Consider the following 23453-nt stretch of genomic DNA (forward strand, 5'->3'; position numbering starts at 1 on the left):
ATTTTGCTGAGCAGCTACGTGAGAGATTAAAGTCGGAACTGAGCCACGGAATCCTTCAGGGTGGCCGCCGCTTGGCGCAGTTCTTCCAAGGATTCCGTGACCGTTTGGGCCGTCGCGGACGTGTTTTCTGTCATGGACGAGACCTGTTCCACCATTTGATTGACCTGTTTCGAGGCGGAGCGTTGCGTCGTGGTATTTTGCGAGATGGCTTGCACATATTGGTCAATGGTCTGACTGAGATCCGCCAATCCCTTCAGGGTTTGTTTAGTTTGGGCCACCCGTTCCGTCCCTTCTGCCACCTCTGACTTACCCACTTCCATAGCCTGTTGCACCTCAACGGTATCCTGCTGAATAATCTCGACAATCTGCTCAATACTGCGGGTGGCTTCCGTGGCCCGTCCTGCCAGGCGACGCACTTCTTCTGCCACCACCCGGAAGCCCTGACCATATTCTCCCGGCACCCGAGAGGCTTCAATACTGGCATTGTAAGCCAAGAGGTTGGTTCGTTCTGAAATTCCTGAAATAATCGTCAGAATTTGTAAAATTTGCTTGAAGGAGTCCGTGAGGCGATCGACTTTGCTAGCGGTTTCGGCCACAGCGGCGCTAATTTTCTTAATACTCAACACCGTCAAGTCCATCACCTCTTCCCCATCGCGAGCTGTCTTCGCCCCCTGCTGCGCGATCGCCGCGGCCTGTTGGGCGGACTGGTCTACCACCCGAATAGACTCAACAATCTGGGCCACAGTCCCCAAGGTGCGGCTAATTTCCTGAGCTTGAACCGTCGCATCCCGAGATAACTGTTGCATCACTGGGGTATTATTCGAGGCTAGATCATTGACTTGATTGGCGATATGTTGCACCTGGGACACTAATTCCCGCAAGCGAATAATCGTGGTATTGAAAGCATCGGCAATAGAACCGACGGCCCCATCCGTCACCGCTGCATTAACGGTCAAATCACCCCGTTGCGCCCCTTCAATTTCCAACAAAAGATTCATCACCCCCCGTTGCAGCCGTTCTTTTTCCTGTCGTTGGTGTTCGGCTTCCTGGCGGCGCAGGGTCTCCTGTTGTTCCACTGAGGTCATGTTCACCTCAATGCTGGCAGCCATCTGATTCAATTCCTGGGACAAAATACCAATTTCATCCGTTCGCTCTGTACTTTGAAGCCGAACCCCTCGCTCACCCCGCCCCACTCGCTGGGCGAAGGCCGCTAGGTCTTCCAGGGATTTGGCAAAGGCTTTAGCCACCACGATCGCAATGCCACTGACAATCAAAGCTGCCCCCCCGCCAACGGCTAACCCCAGCAGTTGTTGGGCACGTACGAGTTGTTCGAGTTCTGTTTGGGGTCGGGCCACGGAGACCATACCAATCGGCGTTACCTCAGGATTGGTGCGACGGGTATGGTCATAGAGGGGACGATAGACCGTCAGATAGTTCTTGTTATCGATGTTTTCCACCAAGGAGATATTGTCCTGTCCCTCCTGCAAGACCTGCCGCACCACCGGGGCGGGGGCCAGGGTTCCGATGGCCCGGGTTCCGTCACCCGCGTCGATATTCGTATTCACTCGCCAATCGTAGGCATAGACGGAGAGAGCCTCAGCCCCAAATAGCTGCTGAAACTCATCGAGGAGGGCATGATGCCGGTTATGAAGCACGCCGACGATGGTAGTCCCCACAATTTCCCCGTCCAGGCGCACGGGGAAGACGACAACGGTGGTCAGTCCGGCTTGAAAGTCATCGAGGGCAAAGTCCCGTTGAGCGAGGGGCAGGGGGGGCGGTTGGGTGGTACGGGCTAGGGATTCTCTCAAGGGAATTTTGGCTTGGGGTTCGAGTCCTAAGCGGCTGATAATCCCGGACGGAAGAATTTCAATGCCCCGTTGTGGCTGACCGGTTTCCAGGGCTGCTCGCACAATATCGAGGTCTCCCAGAGCGATGCCCGGTTGGGTTTCGATACGCTGAAACTCGGCGGAGGAAATCTCGCGGTCTGGTTCCGGTACGGGGGGATAGGGGGATTCGTAGAGGGCGGAGGTGTGGATTTTGATCCCTTGGGCGACTGTAGTTCCCTCCGCGTCCGTGAGAATGCGAAAACTCTTGGTGGTATCAGCCCGGTTGCGATCGCCTGCTGCCAGGGCTTCTGTGGCTAGGGCATCGAGATAGCGCCGTTCCTGTTCAATTTGCTGAGGGTTACTGAGATTAATATCTCGAACCGCCACCAGGTAGGAGAGGTTTTCGGCTTCGGTGAAACTATCATCCTCAGTCCACATCACATAGTCAGTTCCCCAACTGGCAACATCGGAGTTGAGTTGAGCGAGGAAGTCTTCCTGAACCCGCTCTTGGGTCCGAGCAACGAGGAAGAGGGTGGTGATGGCCACAGGAATCACCGAACCGCTCACGAGGAGAATGGTGAGTTTGTGGGTAAAGCTGAGATCCTGCCAGCACCGACTTAACCAGTCTGTCGCCGTTTGGGGAAGGGATAACAAGCCAGCGGCAGACCCGGCGGTTCCGGTGGAGGCGGCGCTCCCCGCCCTAGACTCTGAGTCCTGGGGGCCAAGATGAGTTAGGGCTTTGCGGGCGCTAATGCCGTAAAAGCCATCTGGGTCTTGTTGGATCAGACCTTCATAGAGGAATCTTGCCTCGGCCAAGTTCCCAGATTGCTCGCAGCGATTGGCTTCGAGCAGTTGTTCTAGGAGGGGGTCTCCCTCAGGGCCGTGAGGATGGGAGGGATGTGCCGTAGCTGGGGAACTATCGGACAGAGATCGGACGGGGCGATCGGGGGTTGGGCCCCCTTGGCGATCGCGGTTCCCGTACACTTCATGATCGGACATGTTGCAGGGCGAGGTAAGAAGAACAGGGCGGCCCCTCAAGGGGGAACGAACAGGCTATTGGATATGCTGATACACCGTATCGAGGAGTTCTTTGGGAGCATAGGGTTTAATCAAATAGGCTTGCGCTCCCTGTCTCAGAGCCCAGAAGCGGTCAAACTCTTCGCTTTTGGAACTACAAAATATCACGGGGGTATCTTTTAGTTCAGGGTTTTCGCGGATTGTTCGACACAATTCTAAACCGCTTTTTCCGGGCATGACAATATCTAAAATGAAAAGATGAGGCGGGGTCACGGATTTGAGTTTTTCCCAAGCTTCATCCACGGCGCTGGCGAGGGTCACTTGAAAGCCAGATTGTTCTAGTAGGGCCCGCATCATTTTTTGTTCAGCGTGACCGTCTTCGACAACAAATATATGTTTCATGGCGTTTAGAAAATAGCTCGAACAGGATATTAGGATTAGGGTATCAGCCCGAGGGCGCTCTAGGAGAGGGGGACAGCGCCCTTGGACTGTCATCGGTTCAGAGTCTAGGAGGACTCAATTTGAAATTTTGCCACGGCGGACTTGAGAATCTCAATATCTTCAAGTAGTTGCTGGAGATCTCCCTCAACCTGGCCCGCTTCCTCAACGGTGCTTAGGGATTCACGATAGAGGCTATCCATGACCGAGATAATGGCTCCTTCCTGATGGATCTCAGAGGGTTGGCGGTTGCTCCCTGGATCGAGGGTGGTATCTATGGTGTGGGAGAGCGCTAGCACCTGTTGAAGACGGGTTTGGGTTTGTTGAACGCAGCGGGTACTTTTGACAACCGTGCTGGTTCCAGCTTCCAAGACATCTAGGACTTCGGCAGTTTCCTGCTGAATGCCATTGATGAGCTGTTCAATGTCGGCGGTCGATTCACCAATTTGTACGGCTAGACCTCGGACATCGTCGGCGACTTGACGAAATCCGGCACCTCGCTCTCCCGCCCGGGCTGCCTCAATGGCGGCGTTAAAGGCTAAGAGATTGGCACGTTCAGAAATCCCAAAGACGACGGTTAAGATTTGTGAGACTTCCTGGGCAGACTCGGCCAGACGTTTGGCTTTTTTGGAACTGTTGGCGACGGTGCTGCGGAGGGCATCAATACTGGTGACGGCCTCAGAGCCTTCTTGAGCACCCTCGGCGACGGTTTGGCTAATGTCTTGGGCTAAGAGCCTAATCTCCTCCTGATTTTGGCTCAGTTGACGAAGGTTGGCACTGAGGGCTCGGATGTCTTGCTGGGCCTGTTCAAGATCTTGGCATTCTTGTTTCACCTGTGCCAGAAGGGTTTGGATGCCTAGATGACTGGTTTGGCCTTGGTTTTGGAGTCGATCGCTGACTTGGCTAATTTGGCTGATGCTACGACGCAGGGTCCCTAGGGTCGCATTGTAGGCATCGGCGATCGCCCCCATAGCACCGTCGCTGAGGGGCGCTTGGCTGGTCAGGTTGCCGCGCCGGGTGGTTTCGAGCCGTTCCAGGAGATCCATGGCTTGTTGTTGCAGCCGTTGTTTGTGTTGTTGCTGTTGGTAATGGTCGCGATCGCGCTGTCGTTCTAGTTGTTTGACCCGTTCCCCTTGATAGGTCAGGCGGTCAATCATCTCCCGAATTTGTTCAACAATGACACCAATCTCATTATCGCCGGGGGTCAGGTCTAGGCGAGCCAGGGGATTATCTTGGTTGACGGCGGTACTATAGTCGGCGATGGCCCCGAGTTGTTGTCCCCAACGATGGACATAAGGCAGAATCAGACCCAGGGTAATGAAGGCACTCCCCCCCCCAAGTAGCCAAATCAGTAAGCTCCGATGACCCGAGGGCAATGGAGAAGGCTCTAACTGCTCTTCGAGCTGACGATCTAAGGGGAGATCCTCCAGGGACGAATTGAAAGGGTCTCCTAGGGGATCCTGGGCATCTCGGGAGAGCCAGAGACTGGCTAATCCGGCGCTGGCTAAGGGGATGATAGCAGCGGCGATCGCCATCAATTGCAGTTTTGCCCCCAGGGAGAGTCCCCGCCGCTTAGAGCGACTGGGGGAGGCCATGGAGAGAGAATGACTGACAACCGGTGCCACTGTTGGCGGCGATGACAGAGGGTTATTTTCGCCAAACCGAGTATCGGCGGGTTCATCTCCATGAGGGCTATCTCCGAGAGCTTTACGCGCACTTTGCCCCCATACTCCATCAGGATCTTGATCAATAATTTGCCGGTACAGCTCCCGTGCCTGCTCCACATCCCCATTTTGCTCAAATTTATTGGCCTTCAATAACAAATCGAGCAAGTCCAGGGAATGGGTAGAACTGACGGTATCGGGATCCATATTGGGTCTGAGGTCAGAGTCGGGTTGAGCCATAATTATGACCGATGTAGGGACGAAACGTTTTGCGCTCCTACAGGGGCGGTGGTTGAGCGAGGTCGGGATAAAGGCTGTTCTTGTAGAGCATCTAATAAGGCTTGGGGATCTAAGACGGCTACGCCTTCATGACCGTCATAAACCACTTGGGATAAGAGCGGTTGGAGTCTGGGTTTAAGTCGTTGCCTTACTTGACGCGATCGCGAGGCGGTAAAGACCCGTTCTAAATCGGCGACTACACAGGCTATGGTTTGCCGTTGTCGGTTTGCTCCCCGTCCAGGAGGTCCGTCATGCCCCATTAAGGACTCATCCTCATCCCCGGGTAACGTTAGAGACGCTTTAGGAGCCAGTTCACGGGTTAACAACAAGGCCTTGACGGCCTGACCGGGTAAATTCAGCCCCGGCGACGAGTGGCCAGAGGGCAAGTCTAAAAATTGACGGGTATCCAACACCCATGTTAAAACTCCCTGACGATTGATGACCCCTAATAAACTGGGCATAACTCCTGGAATGGGGCAAATCAATTGTCGATCAAGTTGTAACGCCGCATCGACAGCATCTAAGGGCAAGGCCACCCGCACCTCTCCTGAGACCCGAACTTTAAAGTAATCGCGTTCCATGCTATCCCCTTAGACATCCACGGAATTGTTCTGTAACACTTTGCCAATCGACTCTACTAAATGTTCTGGATGAAACGGCTTTGTTAGATAAAAGTTAACCCCCAAGGTTTTGGCCCGAATGCGATCGAGAATACCATCCCGTCCCGTGAGCATGATAATGGGGATCTCCCGTAGTTGCCGAGATTGCCGCAGCATACTACAAAGTTCATAGCCGTCAATATCCGGCATATTCACATCCATTAAAATCGCCGCCGGCTTTTGTCGAACCAGGGCCGTTAAAGCTTGAGCGGGTTCCGTAATTCCTAAGACCTCATATCCGGATAGCAAGAGAATTCCCCGCACTTGTTTTTGAATGGTCTTACTGTCATCGATACAGGCAATCAGGGGTCGCACCTCTGACGGGCTGGGGGGCGGAGGGTTGTCTGCTTCCGTTGGGGGGGTGGAACTGACGGCTGGAGGAGGTTCCAGTTGGGTGACGAGAATCCCCTCATTCAGAAAGGGCTGCATCCAGGCTACCAGGGTAGGGACGGATACTTTAAGTAAGTTAGAAATCTCATAGAGAGAAAGCTGCTTGCGAAAAATGCTGGCGGTGGCTTGAATGAGCTGATCTGGCTCATGGGCCGAGCGCACCGGAACGGGGTTGCGATGACATCCGGCCCGAAAACGTACCTGTTGCTGATCGGGAAGATAGAGACAGACAAAGGGGGATGGCAACTGTTTACGCCATTGTTGCCATTGCAGGGCCATTTGCCAGAGGGGAGCGGGAATTTCTGACAAGGGGGTTTCCATTAACACCGGATCAATTTTTGAGCCTTTGGAAAACTCAATCTCTGTTTCGGGCAAGGCCAAAACATGAACCAACGCCTCCAGACTCAAGCGCATCAGCAACTGACGCAATTTAGACATGGGTAAGCCCTGGCCATGCCACCAACGACAGAGTTGAGGATATTCATTCTCACTGTCACTGAATTCGAGTTTGGCCAAGTTCGGTTGGATGGTACGGATTAAGCATTGTAGGCGTTCCGTTTTGCCCGTAATGCTCGTGGCGTAGGTGAGTTGACCGGCTCGGAGAAAGACTTGCCAACTGACCTGTGGATCCTGGGGATCGCCAACGGTGAGACACCCAGAGACTTGCTTACTGACAAGGTGCTTGATGGCTTTACGGGGATGGGTCACCGTGCGGGTGACACGTAACCCGGTATTACCAGTCTGAGGGGGAGAATTACCAGTCATGGTTGCTGTGAACAGTTGACAGTTGAGGGATGCTAGGGGCAGATGGGCGTTTCGGGGGGGTGGGAGGAGCTGGCCTTAAAACTCGATGCTCATCGGCGCTCGGGGAAAGGGGATCACATCACGAATGTTACTCATACCGGTAATAAATTGCACCAAACGCTCAAACCCTAGTCCAAATCCGGCATGAGGAACGGTTCCATAGCGTCGTAAATCTAGATACCACCAGTAGTCTTGTTCATTTAAGCCGCTAGCTTGGAGACGTTGCTGAAGCAGATCTAGCCGTTCTTCGCGCTGAGAACCGCCGATAATTTCGCCAATTTGGGGGACGAGGACATCCATGGCGGCAACGGTTCGCCCATCGTCATTAGCACGCATATAAAAAGCTTTGATGCCGATGGGGTAGTCATAGAGAATCACGGGTTTGCCGATGAGCTGCTCTGTGAGGTAACGTTCATGTTCTGATTGTAAGTCTAGTCCCCATTCAACGGGAAATTCAAAGGATTGATTGGAGCGTTCGAGTTGGGCGATCGCCTCGCTGTAGGTGAGTCGTTCAAAGTCTTGGTTGACAATGGCTTCAGCGCGGCTGAGGACGGTTTTATCGATGCGTTGATTGAAAAAGTCGAGGTCTTCGGGACAGGTGTTCAGAACGGCCTGGACGATAGATTTCAGGAAATCTTGGGCCAGGTCCATGTCTCCTTGAAGGTCACAGAAGGCCATTTCCGGTTCAATCATCCAAAATTCTGCCAGGTGGCGCGAGGTATTGGAGTTTTCAGCCCGGAAGGTGGGGCCGAAGGTGTAGACGTTGCTAAAGGCCATGGCCATGACTTCGGCTTCGAGTTGGCCGCTAACGGTGAGATAGGCGGGTTTGCCAAAAAAGTCGTGTTGGTAGTCGACGCTTTGGCGTTCAGTTTTGGGAATGTTGGCTAAATCGAGTTGGGTGACGTTAAACAGTTCACCGGCTCCTTCACAGTCGCTACTGGTGAGGATGGGAGTATGAATCCAGAGGAAGCCTCGTTCTTGGAAGAATTGATGGATAGCGTTGGCGGCACTGTTGCGAACTCGGAAGACGGCGCTGAGGGTATTGGTGCGCGATCGCAGGTGAGCGATGGTTCGTAAAAATTCAAAGGAATGGCGTTTTTTCTGAAGGGGATAGGTCTCACTGTCAACGCCGCCGTAGAGATGAATCTGTTGGGCTTGTAATTCTAGGCGTTGCCCTTTAGCGGGAGAGTCGACTAGGGTTCCTTGAACTTCAATGGAGGCCCCGGTGTTGAGCTGTTTGAGCAGATCGGGGCTGGCAACCTGGGGATTGATGACAATTTGTAAATTAGCCAGGGCAGAGCCATCGTTGAGTTCAATAAAGCTAAAGTTCTTGAGATCCCGTTTGGTGCGAATCCAACCCCGAACGATCGCCGTCTCATGGGGGTGACCGTGGCGTAAAATATCCAGAATTTTGCGGTGTTCCATAGCTTAAGCGGTGGCGGAGTCTGTCAACTGGCACATGATTTTAATATCCAGCCTACAACAACGCCTAAGCCAAGGAAGCGTACAGCCTGCCAGAAGGGTTCTCGTAACTCTCGCCAGGAGAAGAGTTGACTCTCTAAACGCAGTTCTAAATCTTGCAGTTGTTCCTGAATTTGCTGTAATTGTTGTTGGAGGGTCTGTTGCTGCTGCCGATCGCCTTTGACTTGTGCATAACGGCGTTTAAATTGGGCTAGGGCTGTTTCTAGCTCCTGTAGGTCTTGCTCAAGTTCTCCTTCGGGGACTTCGGGGTCACGGTTGGGCGGGGATGGTTCGGGGGGGCGATCGCGATGGGAGGGCATGAAGATATGGGCAACGTCAGAATTTGTAAATCCACGCTATCAAAAATTGACCGGTTTCTGGGGCGATTCACTGCCGGTGGCAGTTGCCAACCGGATTTGACGTGTCAAAATGGGAGATGACGACCCGTTGCGTTTCCTAAATACTGCCATGACTGTATCTTCATCCTCGACTCCCCGTCAGACCGCTAGCCCAACCCTAGAGGAGTTAGAGACCTTACAACTGGCTCAGGCGTTAGCTGAACGCCTGGCGATTCCTGAACGGGATTGGCATCGTCTGAAGTCCAACCGTTCTGTTCGTGCCCAGGAACAACTGGCAGCCGCCTTAGTCTTTTTACTGAACAATCACCCTGAAGAGGCCCTGCCGCGTCTTGAGTATGCCGTGGGCTGGCTGAATCGCTCCATTTCGGCTCCGCCTTGTCCGCAACATGGCGATCGCCCTTAGGAGTTACCCAGGGTCATCAGCACGACGGCGCAGTTTGGGAATACATTTGCCTAGGTGTAGTTCTCGTTGGTGGGGATACCATTCGACCCGGTCAAAAATTTGCCGGAGGATGTAAAAGCCCCGTCCACCTTCTGAGCTATCCTCCGGCAAGTCGTGATTGATGCGTTCACAACAACATTGTCCACAGGGTTCAGATCCCTGGTCGCAGATTGTCCACCAGTACAGGTCTTTGCTGGCCCGGAAACGGACCGCGATCGTCTTCTGGGTATCGAGTTGATTGCCGTGAGTGGCGGCATTGACGAGAGCTTCTTGGAGACCCAACCGAATTTCAGGTTCTAAGTCGGGAGGAATTTCACTGAGAAGAAGGTCAAGAATCGGACACAGATAAAGCGTCGAAGCAAAACTGATTGTCCCTTGACCACGCCCACTCGTTGGTGGCAGGGGAAGAGCCATTACTGAAAAAACCATGGATCTCTCAGCTTAATAGAGGTTTGCAAGGTCTAACTGATAGGGTCATCGGGGTTACCGCATATATCTAACGCTAACGCTTTTATTCTAGCGAAATCTTCCCAGAAATCGTTAAAAAATGCAAGTCGACCCCTCTCCAACCCGTCAGAAGCACCCTGACTCAAGTTTGACTAATACCAGGATAACCACTGGGATTAGGAGGGCTTGGATTGAAAAAGACCTGGGGAACTCCCCGGGCAACTCTGGGGAAGCCCTTCGGGGAATACAGCCCTTAATTTGGGTAAAATGCGGAACTGCAAAGAGATTAAATTCGTTTTTGGAACTATCACCGTTTTCAGGGGAGTACGCTCAATATGTCATTAAATTATGACTTGATTGTCTGTGGGGGAGGCCCCTCGGGGGCGACCGCTGCTCTCAAGGCGGCCCAGGCTGGGTTACGGGTAGCACTGATTGAGAAGCAACGACTCCCCCGTCACAAGCCTTGTGGGGGGGGAATGCCCTTACGGGTGGGTCAGTGGCTGCCTGGAGGCATTCCTGAGGGGGTGGTGGAAACATCAGTTCGCCATCTGTATCACACTTGGAAGTTTCAAGAGGGCTATCTCGGGGCGGTCTCTCGCCACAGCTCCTCGGGAGAAGCCCAGGGGTCTTCTTTGGATTTATGGATGGTACAGCGACCTCAGTTTGATAATGCCCTGGTGCGGCAAGCGGCAGCAGTTGGGGTCACGGTTCATGATGGACTGGTGGTGCGATCGCTGCAAGTGGATGATCACGGGGTGACGGTGCAGGCGTCGGAGTTGGGAACGTCTCGCGAAACGACCTGGAAGGGGCGATCGCGTCATGTGATTGGTGCGGATGGGGCGAATGGGATAGTCGCGAAGGCCGTCAACCTGCGATCGCGGCGGCGTTTGGCGTTTGCCCTGGAAACGGAACTGCCCCATGATTGGAACGACTCCCGTCATCCCTATCTCCGCCCAGATATTGCCCATCTAGACTATGGTGCTGTCTCTCGGGGGTATGGTTGGATTTTTCCCAAAGGGGATAGCTTGAATATCGGTGCTGGGGTGTTTTATCCCTCTCGTGCCCAACAGGGAAACCTCCGCCGCCTCCGTCAGGACTTGGAACAGGTGATTCAGGAGTATTGTTCCCAATTCCACCTCAATCCCCAAGGCCATCGCCTTTACGCCCATCCTCTACCCCTCTGGCAGGGCCGGGAACCTCGACAAACCCCTAAGGGACACGTTTTATTGGTAGGAGATGCCGCTGGATTAGTGAATCCTTTTTTTGGGGATGGCATCCTGCATGGGATTAAAAGTGGGGTGATTGCGGCTGAGGCGATCGCCAGTGGCCAGGCCCATCACTACAGTCGGCATCTACATCAGGAGGTGGCCTTAAACTTTAATGGGGCACGACTCCTGGCTGGCTTTTTCTATCGCTTTCCTCACTGGTGTTTTACTCGTATCATTCACCGTCCTCAGGCGACAGAAGTAGCTGCTCGACTTCTGGCGGGAGATCTAACCTATGCCCAAGTGTCCGGGCCCTTGGCTGCCTACATTGGACGAATGATTATCAGAGGAGCATGACGGAGCGCTTGTAAATCCACCTAAGTGTATACACTCAGGTGGCTCCCATCTAGCAAATGCCGGACAGATTTTCCTGCTGTACGTTGGCCTTGCTAGCACAAAAGTGTCTTTTGGGGGTGCAGGGTACTACCCATTTAGGGACAGGAGCCTCTACAATTAAGACATCTGGGTTCTCTGAGACTAGACCCATTTTTACAGGGGTCACTGTGGTGCAGTCTTGGGGGGTCTTCTAAGCCCAAACCCACAGTCAAATTAGAGAGTCATGCTTTCAAGCGATTGCTGCTTCTTCGTAAGCCAAAAACAACTCACTATTAACCGCTATAACTAATGCAATTTAGCATCGTCATCACAACGTATAACCGGTTAGCCCTTCTTAAACGTGCGATCGAGACCAGTCTGGCGCAATCCTATCCCTGTGAAGTTGTGGTCGTTGATGACTGTTCCAGTGATGACACTCAAACCTATGTTCTGGAGTTACAGCAACAATTAGTTGCCCAGGGTGACTATCGCCTCATTTATCATCGCAATACTCAAAATTCTGGACATTCCGCCAGTATGAATTTAGGAGTCAAACGGGCCTCAGGACTCTGGATTAAACCTCTGGATGATGATGACTATCTCGATGTTAACTGTATTCAACACATGTGGTGTGCTATTAAGAAACATCCCGGTGCCGTTATTTGTTCCTGTCAGGCTGATCAGGTCAATCCCGACGGTCAGCCACTCCACCGAACTCCCCGGGCTGGTCCAGGAAAAGCCTTTGTCGTTCCTCAAGAAGATATTCATTATGGAATGCTATTAGAGATTGTTCCCTTTGGCACTCCAGTTCAGGTTGCTTTTAAGCGAATGGCCTTCTTAGAAATGGGGGGCTGGGATTCTTATTTTGATGGAAACTGCGATGATATTGACTCTTGGATTAAAATTTCTCAATTAGGCGACGCCATTTTTCTCAATCAATGCTTAGCTTATCGAACAATGTGGGAAGGAGCCTCAAATCAAAAACTTTCCTTACAAAAGCGATTAGAAACCAATATTTTGATGAAGAAAAAAATATACGATTGTGTATCTCCTCGGTATCAGTCTAATATTCCTAAACTCAATCATGTCATTGCCTATTTGCGTCTCCATTGGGCCGGGGTCGCTTTTAAGCAAAAAAAATTTAATGAAATTTTACCAATTCTTTCATTTTCTATATTTTGTTTACCAGCTTGGGAACTCTTAATTCGAGCTATTTTATTTCGTCAGAGCCCTTGGTTATCTCGTACGTCTTGGTTTAGTGAGCCTCCGTTTTCCTTTCCAGAAAAACAATCCTCTTCCAAGCTTAAGCTTTCCTCAAATTCTTCTATGCATCTTGAACTAAGTCGCTATGGTTTTCAGCTTCAACAAAGCTGGGTGCAATTCAAAAAACGTCAATGGAAACTAGGGTGGATTCTTGGTTTTGATGCCATTAAAAAAATTTTAAAAACCCCTATTTTTTATCATGTTTCCTCCCAGTGGAATATTCGTAAAGTCCCTCTTCATGAGCACGCAAATGCTAACGCCATGCTGCTGGAAGATATTTATGATATTCTGCAAAACAAATACCAGTCGAACATTCCCGATTTACAAGTTTTACAGCATTATCTTCATTTACGTTGGAGCTGGGCGGCCCTGCGACAAGGGAAACTCTGTACCAGCGTGCGGATTGCCTTCCCGGCCCTATTGAATCGTCAAGCTTGGCAGACTTGGCTAAAAATTGTACGCTTGCAACATCAACAGAAACGTCAAAACTCTGTACGACGAAAACGGATTGATAGTCTAAAGGATCCCCACTCGGACTCGTAGACGGTGACGATGGACCCCATTTCGGCGATCGCCCGGCCCCTGGACAGCAGGAGGCACTCGGCCCTGACTGTCTCCGGTCAATGTCACAATGAATACAGAGCTAACCCTGATACCCTCGTGTGATTATGTCGAACAATCGTAGCAGTCGCTTTTTAGGAGGACTACTCATCGGTACTGCCATCGGTGCCGTCAGCGGCGTCCTCTTAGCCCCCAAATCCGGGAAAGAGACGCGGCGGGTCTTGAACAAATCCCTACAGGCCATGCCTGAGTTAGCAGAGGACATCTCCTCAAATGTGCAATTACAAGCAGATCGCCTCTCGGAAAACAGCCTCCGGAACTGGGAGGCCACCCTGAAACGACTGCGGGAGGCGATCGCCGCCGGCGTGGTCGCTTCTCAACTCGAACAGGAACGCCTAAACTTGGTCAGTTCCCATGACCCCACCGCAAATTCTGTGACTGATCGTAGAACACAACCCCGTGAGTGACCCTATTTTTTGGTTAGGATTATCCGTTGGCCTCGTCGCGGCTAGTCTCGTGACGGTGTTGATTGCCTTGCTACCCGCTGTTAGCGAATTGCAACGAGCGGCCCGCAGTGTAGAAAAACTGGCAGATACGTTATCCCGAGACTTACCCCCCACCCTAGATGCACTGCGGTTAACGGGGTTGGAACTCGGAGAACTCTCTGAAGATGTCAGTTCCAGCGTTAAAAACGCCTCAGATGTGGTTGAACAAGTCAATCAAAGCGTCACCGGAGTGCGACAACGGGCTAATTGGCTGCGAGGAACCGGTCGCAGTTTGGGTACAGGTGTACGGACGGCCTGGACGGTTTGGCGCAATCCTTCTACACGATAAAAACTCAGAAGCTTGGTAGCCCCGTCTCTTTAGAGCGGGGCGGAAAAGCGACTCGGCGGCTTTAGCCGCCGTCAGGTATGGTGAGGGTCGTTGATGTCGGCCATGAATTGCACCGAGTTCTCAGTGTCTCCCTTCTCCCTAGTCCCCTTGTTCCCTATTCCTGCCCATGAAACCTCGCCAGCGTAAAAAACATAAACTGAAACAGCACCGTTCTCTTTGGTTTGAAAAACTCATGGCCCTGGTTGCCATCTTAGATGTTGGTCTAGTACTGTTCGACCTCAGTTATATCTCCTGGCGTGACCTTTATTTTCGCTACGGACCCCAGGCCTTGCATCAATGGTATGACCCCATTAAGGGTATTGAGCCTCATCGAGATACTGTTCTGTATCTTGATACGGTCGATGAGCTGATGGAACAGGTTGCCGCTACCGGGATTCAATCCGATGAGGTGGTGCCCCTGTTGGACGAACTGGGCGATCGCAGTGACATGATGGTGGACCAGAACCCCTTTCAACTAGCGGACAAAACTGGGGATCTCGAACGAATCAAAAATCGAATGCGCGATCGCCTCAATAATGAATCCGCTAAGGACTCATTTCGGCAATTTTGGAGTCAAGAGCATCTCACGCCAGCCTCCTGGCGGCGAGAAATGGACTTTTTTGAATCCCAAATTCGTCCCTACATCGAGGCGAACTATTTTCGCTCCATTAGCATTCGGGGCACGTTTACCGATCGCTTTTGGATGATTGATGCTTGGTTTATCTTGATTTTCAGCTTAGAGTTCTTAGCCCGAACTTGGACAATTTCTCGTCGGATTAATATTCCTTGGCGGGAGGCCTGGCTACTACGCTGGTATGATGTGTTTTTCCTGATTCCTTTTTCCGGTTTAGGGTTTCCTGTGTTAGCCCTATCTCGCTTCATTCCTCTGAGTTTTCGCTTAGATCAGTCCAATCTCATCGACCTCAAGCCACTGCGCCGTAAAATTAATCAAGGATTAGTCGCGGCCTTAGCCGGTGAAATCACGGAGACCGTTGTTGTGCGGGTCATTGACCGCCTTCAGGATGCCATTGAAAATGATGGTGTGGTCAATCTAATCAAGGGTTCAGGACGAGAGTATATTGTCCTCAATAATCGCAATGAGATGGAAGTTCTCTCCCAACAGCTGGTACGGATGAGTTTGTATGAGGTATTTCCAGAAATCAAACCCGACTTGGATGCCCTATTGCTTCATAGTATGACCAATAGTATGAAGGAGATTCCCCTATATCAAAATTTGAAAAATTTACCGGGAATGCAAGACCAACCCGAAGAATTAGCGCGGGAGATCATTGGCCGTAGTACAGATGGACTTCATGATATCCTCAAGGGAATGGTTGAAGACCCCGTCGGGGCAGAACTGTTTAACCACATGGTGCAAAACTTTACCAAGGTGATGCAGAAGGAGATTGGCAAACCCGATAATGCTACGGAAATTCAAACATTACTCTCAGATTTCTTAGAAGAGATGAAGATCAACTACTTCCGCCGGGAAGAGATCGAGGATGTGGAAGACTTCGAGTCAATTATTGAGGAAACCCGTCAGTTGCGAGAAGCGGCTCAGAAAAAGTAGAGTGCGGACTGGCGGCATTGAGTTGACATTCTATACAGGTGAGTTCCGTTGGAGACAGCCAACCCCGTAGAAAGTAGTAGATGGTCAGTAAGTATTCATCCGTCAGTTGAGTTGCGAGGGCCAGACCCTGGTAACTGGGGATGATGCTCTCTAGGGTAAAGACGGGATCTCGCATTTGATCCGGGTCAATAAAGGCCACATAGTCTGTAGGACGGGGAATCACGGCAATGCCCGCCTGGACAAAGGAACTGGCGCTGCGATACATGGATAAGGCACGACTCACCAAGAGAACGGGGGGGGCGATGTTATTCTCTGCCAACACCTGTCGCACACCGAGGACACTCCGGCGTAGATTGGGGGATGTTCGGTCAACCAAAATACTGGTTCTGGGAACCCCGAGACGGCTGAGGAGTTCGACCGCAAGGTCTGCTTCGTTGGTGGAACGGGCGGGATTGTCCGTCTGAGTGTCTGGCGTGGGAAACTCAAGTCGCTCACCCCCACTGACGATGATACGAGTGATACTCCCTTGCTGGTAGAGTTGATTGGCATAGAGGAGCAGGTTGCCGCGATCGCCCAGTTGCAGCTGCGATCGCCCCTCCACTTGGGGTTCCACAGTATTGTGAGCCAGTAAAACTAGGGTTTCTGAGGTTTGCTCCTGGGTGATGCGAGCTAAACGAGAAATTTGGGGTTCAATGGAGTTGTGGTACATCCATTGCCAGAGAAAGGGCGTGCTAAACAGCCAGAGCAGAACAAAGGCACTGCGAAGCTCATTCTGAGCTGAGCGGCTGATGACCCCAGCCTTCCAGCCTCGTAGGCCCTGGGCCAGCAGCAGCCAGACAATCCCCAGGGGTCTAAAGGGTAACGAGAGGATGGCCCAGGCCGTTGTGGCGGTGCGGTCAGTGGGGTCGACAAACAGCAGAACCACGAATACCGCTAACAACAACCCTCCCAGAAATGTGAAGTAGGCCTTGGGAACAATCCTGAAAAAAAGATAGAAGAAGATAACGAGAACGAGTAACCAGAGGAGGACTCGTGTCAGGACTAAAAACATGGTGTTCCCTGTGTCTCACGGAAATCCTTGCGGCGATATCCCCCAGCCTAGCTGAGTCTGCCACCGGTCAAATGTGAATTTAGGTTTCGGGTTTTGACTAATTGTTGCAATCTTCAGGTTTTCTTTAGAAATGCCGATAAGATGTGTAACTGGGAGCTTTCGGGTTCTGAGAGTGTGAGAAATATCGCCATGAATGTCAGTCATCTTTTGAGACGATATGAAGCGGGAACAACCCAATTTAAAGGGGTTGACCTCCCCAGAGCCGACCTAACCCGTGTCACCCTGATTGGGGTAGATCTAAGCCAGGCTAATCTGATTGGTGCCAATTTGCAACGGGCATTTTTGACTAAATCAACCCTAAACGGGGCCCGGCTAAACTGGGCCAGCCTTAACTATAGCAAACTCAGTGACTGTCAGGCGATCTCCGCCGATTGCACTAAAGCCGACCTCGCGGGGATTTTCGCTGTTAACGCTAACTTTTCTCAGGCACAACTGAGCGGGGCCAGCCTGCGAGGGGCAAATTTACGAGGAGCCGACCTGCGGGGGGCGAATTTGCGAGGAGCCGACCTGCGGGGGGCGAATTTGCGAGGAGCCGACTTGCGAGGGGCAGATTTGAGCTGGGCCAATCTGGGGGGAGCGCGCTTGATTGATAGTCAACTCGAACAAACTCAACTCGCCCATGCCAACTTGCAAGGGGCCTATGTCAACGGGAATGACTGGCATCTCGACATGACTCAGCGACAGCCTGAAAGCAACCTCACACCAGCCCGTTGGGTCGGTCAGACTCAAGGATGGGGAAACCGCAAGGCGAACTCGGTCCCCAGCAGTCTTATGCTATTATCATCCTGAGCAGGTCGGGCTACTCATCTAGACAGCCTGCTTGAGAAGATCAACCAGCTAAACGAATTCTGGCTTGTAGCCATGGGTGGCTGTGCTGCTCAAATGCCTGACGGCTATCACACCTCTGAGGGAGTTGATGGAGACTCTACTTGAGAGGGGCCTGTGATGGTTCAGGACGGTCAACTTGTCCAGCCGATCTGGTGAAGTGGGTATGCGCCCACTTTTTTTGTTGCTATTTGGCTTATGACCCATCCGCTGATTCCTCAAATCTTAGACCTAGCTACCCCAGTCGCCCAAGACTTGGGGTTAGACGTCGTCGCTGCGGTCTTCCAAACCAACCAGCGCCCTCCTGTGTTGCGAATTGATATTCGTAACCCCCAGGATGAGACGAGCCTTAATGATTGTGAAGCCATGAGTCGCGCCCTAGAAGCCGTGCTCGATGCCAGTGACTCGATCCCCGAGGCTTATGTCTTAGAAGTCTCCAGTCCTGGACTATCGGACATTTTAAATAGCGATCGCGACTTCATCTCCTTTAAAGGCTTTTCCGTCAGCATCACGACGGAGGAACCGTATAAAGGGCAAACCCACTGGAGCGGTCATCTCATCGAGCGCAACGAGGAGAGTATTCGTCTCAGTTGTAAAGGAAAGGCGATCGCCATTCCCCGTTCCTTAGTGGTTAACGTGCAACTCAACTAACTCCGAGCCGAAGCCTACCCCCCATCAGACCGTTGGTCCGCAGATCGATCCGGCCAACCCCGAGGGAACTGTCCCTCAGATCCCAATTGTCCACGACTCAGTCGAACGTTTATCAGGAGAGTGAACCAGAATGTCTATGGTCAGCCTGCCCGGATTGGCAGAAATGATCGATAACATTAGCCAAGAACGGAACTTACCCAAACCCGCTGTTCAAGCGGCACTCCGGGAAGCCCTCCTTAAAGGCTATGAGCGTTATCGCCGCACCCAACGTCTGGCGAAAGCAGGTGGAAATGATGCCGATGGCGCTCAGTTTGATGATGACTACTTTGAGAACTTTGAAGTGGAACTCGACGTGGAAGAAGAAGGCTTCCGCGTCTTGGCCACCAAAGCCATCGTTGAGAAGGTCAGCATTAGCGATCGCGAAATTTCCCTAAATGAAGTCTTAGAAGTTGCCGCTGAAGCGCAACTCGGCGACACCGTTGTTCTCGATGTCACCCCAGAACGGGATGACTTCGGACGCATGGCCGCCATCCAAACCAAGCAGGTTCTGGCCCAGAAACTACGAGACCAACAGCGGAAACTCATTCAAGAGGAATTCCTAGACTTGGAAGGGGAAATCCTGCAAGCCCGAGTCTTACGCTTCGAGCGTCATTCTGTCATCGTCGCCGTCAGCAGTGGCTTTGGCCATCAGGAAGTTGACGCCGAACTGCCCAAACGGGAACAACTCCCCAACGATAACTACCGAGCCAACGCCACCTTTAAAGTGCTGCTGAAGCGAGTCTGCGATGGCCCCCATCGGGGTCCTCAGTTGCAAGTGTCTCGCGCCGACGCCGGCTTAGTGGTCTATCTCTTTGAAAACGAAGTCCCCGAAATCGAAGACGAAATCGTCCGCATCGTCGCCGTGGCCCGAGAAGCCAATCCCCCCGGACGTTACGTGGGCCCCCGGACAAAAATTGCTGTGGACACCCTAGAACGGGATGTTGACCCGGTGGGAGCCTGTATTGGCGCTCGGGGATCGCGGATTCAGGTGGTGGTCAATGAACTCCGTGGTGAAAAAATTGACGTGATTCGCTGGTCTCCTGACCCAGCCACCTATATCGCCAATGCTCTCTCTCCGGCCCGAGTGGATGAAGTGCGTCTGGTGGATGCTGAAGCACGACAGGCTCATGTCCTTGTCCCCGATAACCAACTGAGTTTAGCCATTGGCAAAGAAGGGCAGAATGTTCGTCTGGCCGCCCGTTTAACCGGTTGGAAGATTGATATCAAGGATACCGCTAAATACTTAGCCGATTTAGAGCAGCAACAACTGGCCCCGAGGGAGACGACAGAAGAGGCAACCCCGAGTCCTGACCCAGAGGCCTCTGAGGCTCATGAGGAGACCCTGGAGACTCCAGAGACCGCCCCGGTTGCCCCTGAACCAGACCCGGCTACAGAGACGATTCCATCGCCATCTTCAGCCGAAGAGGCACTAGACTCAGAGCCAGAGCCAGAGCCAGATGGAGCTATGCCTCTGGAGACTGAGTTAGGGGCAGAAGCCGCGCTCTCTCAAGGGGAGGGGGCGATCGCCTCAGAATCTCCTGAAAAATTTAAGACTAGCGACGGATGAAACCTAACCTTCGACGGTGTATCAGTTGTGGCAAGGTGGCCCCCAAGGCCGCCTTCTGGCGCATCGTCCGAGTCCATCCATCCCATCAGCTACAATTGGATCAAGGGATGGGACGGTCGGCCTACATCTGTCCCCAAGCCGACTGTCTAAAGACCGCCCAAAAAAAGAACCGACTCGGACGCACCCTTAGAGCACCCGTACCGCCATCGGTCTATGACAGCTTGTGGCAGCGTCTTGCTCAAAACGACCACCGAACGGTTAACACCTAGCGCTGCTACTGATACGACGAATCCACCATTCGCCAGGGACAATGCGCAAATGATATAGACACATCACGAGGATAGATTGGATGAACAACGGCAAAGTGAGACTGTATGACTTATCTCGGGAACTTAACGTTGACAACAAGCAGGTTCTAGCATTTTGCGATCAACTTGACATTGCTTACAAGAGCCACAGCAGTACAATTACAGAAGCTGATGCCGCCCGCATCCGCCAAGAAGCGGAAAATGCGCCGGCCGTTTCTGAACCCGCCCGTCCATCCGGGTCTGGCCCCAATACCCATCGAACGAAACAACAAATCTTGAAGATCGAACATCGATCGCTTAACGCGAAACCTGCTGTTCAAGGAAGTGACCCCCAATCGAATGGGGATAACCGTGCGACCTCTGATATCACTTCCTCCAACCTGGACTCACCCGAATTGGTTGACAAGCCCGTGCGACCTAAATCTCCTTCTCCCGCCAAACCCAAGCCTCCTACTACTGCCCCTCCAGTAGAGGCAACTAGCCCTCAAAAACCCACGCCTCCACAAGCCCCCAGTCGTGATGAGACCGACGCGACACCGGAGGTCTTGGTCAGTCAGCCGCAAGCTACAGAAACCGATGCTACGGCTGAACCCGAGAAGAAACCCGAAGATGTGCCTCAACTGATTGGCCCACCGCCCCGACCTCAGCCTCGGACTAAGAAACACAAAGGGCGCGATAAACCCACCGTTGAACGGCCAACCATTGCTAAAGATAAACCCACTGTCGCCCCTCGTCCCTCAGCTCCAACTAAGGACAAGGAGGCCGATAGTCCTCGTCCCGCCAGTAGCAGTCCTCAGAAGCCGAGCCGTCCAGCGGCCCGCGATCGGCAGACTGAGGAACCCGTCCCTGCGGGGCCTCCTTCCCGGCCGGAGCCGAAGCGCCCCGTGCCAAAACTGAAACGGCCCCCTGAGTTGGTACGCCTCAATGCTAAAACCGAGGAGGTTCAACCCGAGGCCCCCGACGAGAATGAGCCCCTAGCCGTTGAACCGGAAGACGATACCGATGATACGGAACAACTAACCCTCAAACGGCCCAAGTTACCGCGTAAAGCGAAAACCAAGAAACGCCGCACCACGGAAGATGATCCTGTGGAAAGCTTGGAAGTGGCCAATAAGGCCAACAAGCCCAAACGTCGGGTTCGTCCCATTGATGATGATGATGAGGACTTTGAGGCGGATCTCAATAGCGATAACGCCAGCGCCATGGAGGTGAGTCTGTCTATTGCTCGGCCCCCCAAAGCCTCGAAATCGAAATCTGAGAGCCGTCCAGCGACTCAACAGCGCCGTAAACCGGCTCCCCAACAACGGGGGAGTGGTGATAGTGGTAGCGGTTCTGCGTCCTCAAGTCGTAACCGTCGCGATCGCCGCGAACGGGCTAACAAAGTTGAACGACCGGAACTCGTGGAAATCCGCGATAATCTCACGGTTCGGGAACTGGCCGATTTGCTCTGTGTCCCGGAAACGGAAATCGTCAAACGCCTATTCCTCCAAGGGATTGCCGTGAACGTCACCCAAACCTTGGACGTACCAACGGCAACCATGGTGGCTGAGGAACTCGAGATTCTCGTTGAAATTCCCGAGAAAGAAGAGCAAGCTCGCAAAGTCACCGACATGATCGATGCGGCAGACTTGGATAGTCTGCAACGTCGTCCGCCGGTGGTGACGATTATGGGTCACGTTGACCACGGGAAAACCACCCTTCTCGACTCCATCCGCAAAACCAAAGTGGCTCAGGGTGAGGCGGGAGGCATTACCCAGCACACCGGTGCCTATCATGTTGATGTAGAACATGAAGGGGTGATGCAACAAATCGTCTTCCTGGACACCCCCGGTCACGAAGCCTTTACAGCCATGCGGGCCCGAGGCGCTCGGGTCACAGACATCGCCATTTTGGTGGTGGCGGCCGATGATGGGGTGCAACCGCAAACCATTGAGGCGATTAGTCACGCCAAGGCAGCGGGAGTGCCGTTGGTGGTGGCTGTCAACAAAATGGATAAAGAACAGGCTAACCCCGATCGCGTCAAACAGGAACTGATGGAACATGGCTTAGTTCCTGAAGAATGGGGGGGCGACACGGTCATGGTTCCCGTCAGTGCTATCACCGGCAACAACCTTGACCAGTTACTGGAGATGATCATTCTCGTCTCGGAAGTGGAGGAACTCTCCGCCAATCCCGATCGCCCCGCCCGAGGCACGGTCATTGAGGCTCACTTGGACAAGGCTCGCGGGTCTGTGGCTACCCTGCTGGTGCAAAATGGAACCCTGCGAGTTGGCGATACCCTGGTGGTCGGCTCCGTCTTTGCGAAAGTGCGGGCCATGATTGACGATCGCGGCAACCGAGTTGATGAGGCGAAACCCTCCTTTGCGGTGGAAGTCTTAGGGATGAACGATGTCCCGGAAGCGGGAGACGAGTTTGAAGTCTTCACCAACGAGAAAGAAGCTCGCGCCGAGGCTGATCGCCGTAAGGATGAATCCCGTCAGTCTCGCCTGCAACAAACCATGGCCTCGCGCCGGGTTACCCTCAGCAGCCTCTCGGCCCGCGCCAGCGAAGGGGAACTCAAGGAACTCAACTTGGTCCTCAAAACTGATGTGCAGGGGTCCTTGGAGGCGATTCTTGGGTCTCTGGAACAGTTACCCCAGGATGAAGTCCAATTGCGGGTTCTCTATGCCGCACCCGGTGAAATCGCCGAGACGGACATTGACCTGGCTGCCGCCTCCGATGCGGTGATTCTCGGCTTCAACACTACCCTCGCCACTGGCGCTCGTCAAGCGGCTGAGCGGGAAGGGGTCGATGTCCGGGATTACAGCGTCATCTATAACCTCTTGGATGATATTCAAGGGGCCATGGAAGGTCTACTGGAACCGGAGATGGTGGAAGAAGAACTGGGACAAGCCCAAGTTCGTGCCATCTTCCCCTCGGGACGAGGCCAAGTGGCCGGTTGTTATGTCCTCTCGGGCCAACTGCTGCGTAATGCCAAGGTGCGTATCTTGCGCAATGACAAGGTCGTTCATGAGAATGTCCTCGATTCCCTGCGTCGGATGCGGGAAGATGTCCGAGAGGTCAAGTCTGGCTATGAGTGCGGTCTCGGGATTGACCGTTTCTCCGATTGGCAAGAAGGCGATATCGTCTATTGCTATCGTATGGCCTCGAAACGCCGGACTTTGGCATCTCGTTAATGGCATAGCTTGAATCCGCTTGAGAGTCTAGGTGAGGGGGGAGTGCGATCGCGCTCCCCCCTTCCTTTCGGACAGCTTTTGGCAGGAACTTAGATAAGAGTGTTAGACTAAATTAATAGCAGTCAATCAAAAGCTAACTCACA

The 23453-nt window shown here is 52.8% G+C and carries 20 protein-coding genes; 11 read left to right on the forward strand and 9 right to left on the reverse strand.

Going from position 1 to position 23453, the window contains the following annotated elements:
• Window positions 1-26: 26 nt before the first annotated feature.
• From NEA10_RS10180 to NEA10_RS10210, 7 genes are all read right to left on the reverse strand, one after another.
• Entirely contained in the window at window positions 27-2825 is a 2799-nt protein-coding gene (locus NEA10_RS10180; RefSeq protein WP_252665226.1) for a methyl-accepting chemotaxis protein, read from the reverse strand.
• Between the two features lie 54 nt (window positions 2826-2879).
• A complete protein-coding gene (locus tag NEA10_RS10185; RefSeq protein ID WP_252665227.1) occupies window positions 2880-3245 on the reverse strand; it encodes a response regulator transcription factor in 366 nt (121 codons plus the stop codon).
• Window positions 3246-3349: 104 nt separating this feature from the next.
• Window positions 3350-5185 (reverse strand): methyl-accepting chemotaxis protein, encoded by a 1836-nt coding sequence (locus tag NEA10_RS10190; RefSeq protein ID WP_252665229.1) that lies wholly within the window; start codon window positions 5183-5185, stop codon window positions 3350-3352.
• Window positions 5186-5187: 2 nt separating this feature from the next.
• Window positions 5188-5805: a chemotaxis protein CheW gene (locus tag NEA10_RS10195; RefSeq protein WP_252665231.1), complete on the reverse strand. Its 618-nt coding sequence runs from the start codon at window positions 5803-5805 to the stop codon at window positions 5188-5190.
• Window positions 5806-5814: 9 nt separating this feature from the next.
• Complete coding sequence (locus NEA10_RS10200) at window positions 5815-7038, reverse strand: response regulator (protein ID WP_252665232.1); 1224 nt, start codon at window positions 7036-7038, stop codon at window positions 5815-5817.
• A gap of 75 nt (window positions 7039-7113) precedes the next feature.
• Complete coding sequence (asnS, locus tag NEA10_RS10205) at window positions 7114-8502, reverse strand: asparagine--tRNA ligase (protein WP_252659337.1); 1389 nt, start codon at window positions 8500-8502, stop codon at window positions 7114-7116.
• 23 nt (window positions 8503-8525) lie between these two features.
• Window positions 8526-8858 (reverse strand): sll0565 family protein, encoded by a 333-nt coding sequence (locus NEA10_RS10210; RefSeq protein ID WP_252659339.1) that lies wholly within the window; start codon window positions 8856-8858, stop codon window positions 8526-8528.
• 148 nt (window positions 8859-9006) lie between these two features.
• Between NEA10_RS10210 and NEA10_RS10215 the strand changes: the two genes are divergently transcribed.
• A complete protein-coding gene (locus NEA10_RS10215) occupies window positions 9007-9300 on the forward strand; it encodes a DUF6439 family protein (RefSeq protein WP_252659341.1) in 294 nt (97 codons plus the stop codon).
• Between the two features lie 3 nt (window positions 9301-9303).
• On the opposite strand, the gene NEA10_RS10220 is transcribed toward NEA10_RS10215, so the two are convergent.
• Window positions 9304-9768 (reverse strand): ATP-binding protein, encoded by a 465-nt coding sequence (locus tag NEA10_RS10220; RefSeq protein ID WP_252659343.1) that lies wholly within the window; start codon window positions 9766-9768, stop codon window positions 9304-9306.
• A gap of 353 nt (window positions 9769-10121) precedes the next feature.
• Between NEA10_RS10220 and NEA10_RS10225 the strand changes: the two genes are divergently transcribed.
• From NEA10_RS10225 to NEA10_RS10245, 5 genes are all read left to right on the forward strand, one after another.
• Entirely contained in the window at window positions 10122-11348 is a 1227-nt protein-coding gene (locus tag NEA10_RS10225; RefSeq protein ID WP_252659352.1) for a geranylgeranyl reductase family protein, read from the forward strand.
• A gap of 327 nt (window positions 11349-11675) precedes the next feature.
• Window positions 11676-13172 carry a glycosyltransferase family 2 protein gene (locus NEA10_RS10230; RefSeq protein WP_252659354.1) on the forward strand — a complete coding sequence of 499 codons (1497 nt, stop codon included), beginning with the start codon at window positions 11676-11678 and terminating at the stop codon, window positions 13170-13172.
• Between the two features lie 125 nt (window positions 13173-13297).
• Window positions 13298-13657, forward strand: coding sequence for a YtxH domain-containing protein (locus NEA10_RS10235; RefSeq protein ID WP_252659356.1), 360 nt, complete (start codon window positions 13298-13300; stop codon window positions 13655-13657).
• A complete protein-coding gene (locus NEA10_RS10240; protein ID WP_252659357.1) occupies window positions 13650-14024 on the forward strand; it encodes a DUF948 domain-containing protein in 375 nt (124 codons plus the stop codon). The genes NEA10_RS10235 and NEA10_RS10240 overlap by 8 nt, the downstream gene beginning before the upstream one ends.
• A 166-nt stretch (window positions 14025-14190) precedes the next feature.
• Window positions 14191-15633 carry a hypothetical protein gene (locus NEA10_RS10245; RefSeq protein ID WP_252659359.1) on the forward strand — a complete coding sequence of 481 codons (1443 nt, stop codon included), beginning with the start codon at window positions 14191-14193 and terminating at the stop codon, window positions 15631-15633.
• Here NEA10_RS10245 and NEA10_RS10250 read toward each other — a convergent pair.
• Entirely contained in the window at window positions 15587-16684 is a 1098-nt protein-coding gene (locus tag NEA10_RS10250; RefSeq protein ID WP_252659361.1) for a YdcF family protein, read from the reverse strand. The genes NEA10_RS10245 and NEA10_RS10250 overlap by 47 nt on opposite strands.
• Before the next feature lie 189 nt (window positions 16685-16873).
• Here NEA10_RS10250 and NEA10_RS10255 point away from each other — a divergent pair, with 189 nt between their 5' ends.
• The 5 genes from NEA10_RS10255 (at window position 16874) to infB (ending at window position 23310) form a co-directional block, all read left to right on the forward strand.
• Window positions 16874-17533, forward strand: coding sequence for a pentapeptide repeat-containing protein (locus tag NEA10_RS10255; protein WP_252659363.1), 660 nt, complete (start codon window positions 16874-16876; stop codon window positions 17531-17533).
• Window positions 17534-17767: 234 nt separating this feature from the next.
• Window positions 17768-18220: a ribosome maturation factor RimP gene (gene rimP, locus NEA10_RS10260; protein ID WP_252659365.1), complete on the forward strand. Its 453-nt coding sequence runs from the start codon at window positions 17768-17770 to the stop codon at window positions 18218-18220.
• A 130-nt stretch (window positions 18221-18350) separates the two neighbouring features.
• Window positions 18351-19826: a transcription termination factor NusA gene (gene nusA / locus NEA10_RS10265; RefSeq protein WP_252659373.1), complete on the forward strand. Its 1476-nt coding sequence runs from the start codon at window positions 18351-18353 to the stop codon at window positions 19824-19826.
• Window positions 19823-20095, forward strand: a complete 273-nt coding sequence (locus tag NEA10_RS10270) for a YlxR family protein (RefSeq protein ID WP_252659375.1) — start codon at window positions 19823-19825, stop codon at window positions 20093-20095. Before nusA ends, NEA10_RS10270 begins: the two co-directional genes overlap by 4 nt.
• Before the next feature lie 80 nt (window positions 20096-20175).
• On the forward strand, window positions 20176-23310 hold the full coding sequence (gene infB / locus NEA10_RS10275; RefSeq protein ID WP_252659386.1) for a translation initiation factor IF-2: 3135 nt from the start codon (window positions 20176-20178) through the stop codon (window positions 23308-23310).
• Window positions 23311-23453 lie beyond the last annotated feature (143 nt).

The sequence above is a fragment of the Phormidium yuhuli AB48 genome, from assembly GCF_023983615.1.
GTDB lineage: Bacteria > Cyanobacteriota > Cyanobacteriia > Cyanobacteriales > Geitlerinemataceae > Sodalinema > Sodalinema yuhuli.

What these genes read in the sequence shown, in the direction of transcription:
- NEA10_RS10180 (WP_252665226.1), bottom strand. Translation starts at nt 2,825, where the DNA reads ATGTCCGATCATGAAGTGTACGGGAACCGCGATCGCCAAGGGGGCCCA.
- NEA10_RS10185 (WP_252665227.1), bottom strand. Translation starts at nt 3,245, where the DNA reads ATGAAACATATATTTGTTGTCGAAGACGGTCACGCTGAACAAAAAATG.
- NEA10_RS10190 (WP_252665229.1), bottom strand. Translation starts at nt 5,185, where the DNA reads ATGGCTCAACCCGACTCTGACCTCAGACCCAATATGGATCCCGATACC.
- NEA10_RS10195 (WP_252665231.1), bottom strand. Translation starts at nt 5,805, where the DNA reads ATGGAACGCGATTACTTTAAAGTTCGGGTCTCAGGAGAGGTGCGGGTG.
- NEA10_RS10200 (WP_252665232.1), bottom strand. Translation starts at nt 7,038, where the DNA reads ATGACTGGTAATTCTCCCCCTCAGACTGGTAATACCGGGTTACGTGTC.
- asnS (WP_252659337.1), bottom strand. Translation starts at nt 8,502, where the DNA reads ATGGAACACCGCAAAATTCTGGATATTTTACGCCACGGTCACCCCCAT.
- NEA10_RS10210 (WP_252659339.1), bottom strand. Translation starts at nt 8,858, where the DNA reads ATGCCCTCCCATCGCGATCGCCCCCCCGAACCATCCCCGCCCAACCGT.
- NEA10_RS10215 (WP_252659341.1), top strand. Translation starts at nt 9,007, where the DNA reads ATGACTGTATCTTCATCCTCGACTCCCCGTCAGACCGCTAGCCCAACC.
- NEA10_RS10220 (WP_252659343.1), bottom strand. Translation starts at nt 9,768, where the DNA reads ATGGTTTTTTCAGTAATGGCTCTTCCCCTGCCACCAACGAGTGGGCGT.
- NEA10_RS10225 (WP_252659352.1), top strand. Translation starts at nt 10,122, where the DNA reads ATGTCATTAAATTATGACTTGATTGTCTGTGGGGGAGGCCCCTCGGGG.
- NEA10_RS10230 (WP_252659354.1), top strand. Translation starts at nt 11,676, where the DNA reads ATGCAATTTAGCATCGTCATCACAACGTATAACCGGTTAGCCCTTCTT.
- NEA10_RS10235 (WP_252659356.1), top strand. Translation starts at nt 13,298, where the DNA reads ATGTCGAACAATCGTAGCAGTCGCTTTTTAGGAGGACTACTCATCGGT.
- NEA10_RS10245 (WP_252659359.1), top strand. Translation starts at nt 14,191, where the DNA reads ATGAAACCTCGCCAGCGTAAAAAACATAAACTGAAACAGCACCGTTCT.
- NEA10_RS10250 (WP_252659361.1), bottom strand. Translation starts at nt 16,684, where the DNA reads ATGTTTTTAGTCCTGACACGAGTCCTCCTCTGGTTACTCGTTCTCGTT.
- NEA10_RS10255 (WP_252659363.1), top strand. Translation starts at nt 16,874, where the DNA reads ATGAATGTCAGTCATCTTTTGAGACGATATGAAGCGGGAACAACCCAA.
- rimP (WP_252659365.1), top strand. Translation starts at nt 17,768, where the DNA reads ATGACCCATCCGCTGATTCCTCAAATCTTAGACCTAGCTACCCCAGTC.
- nusA (WP_252659373.1), top strand. Translation starts at nt 18,351, where the DNA reads ATGTCTATGGTCAGCCTGCCCGGATTGGCAGAAATGATCGATAACATT.
- NEA10_RS10270 (WP_252659375.1), top strand. Translation starts at nt 19,823, where the DNA reads ATGAAACCTAACCTTCGACGGTGTATCAGTTGTGGCAAGGTGGCCCCC.
- infB (WP_252659386.1), top strand. Translation starts at nt 20,176, where the DNA reads ATGAACAACGGCAAAGTGAGACTGTATGACTTATCTCGGGAACTTAAC.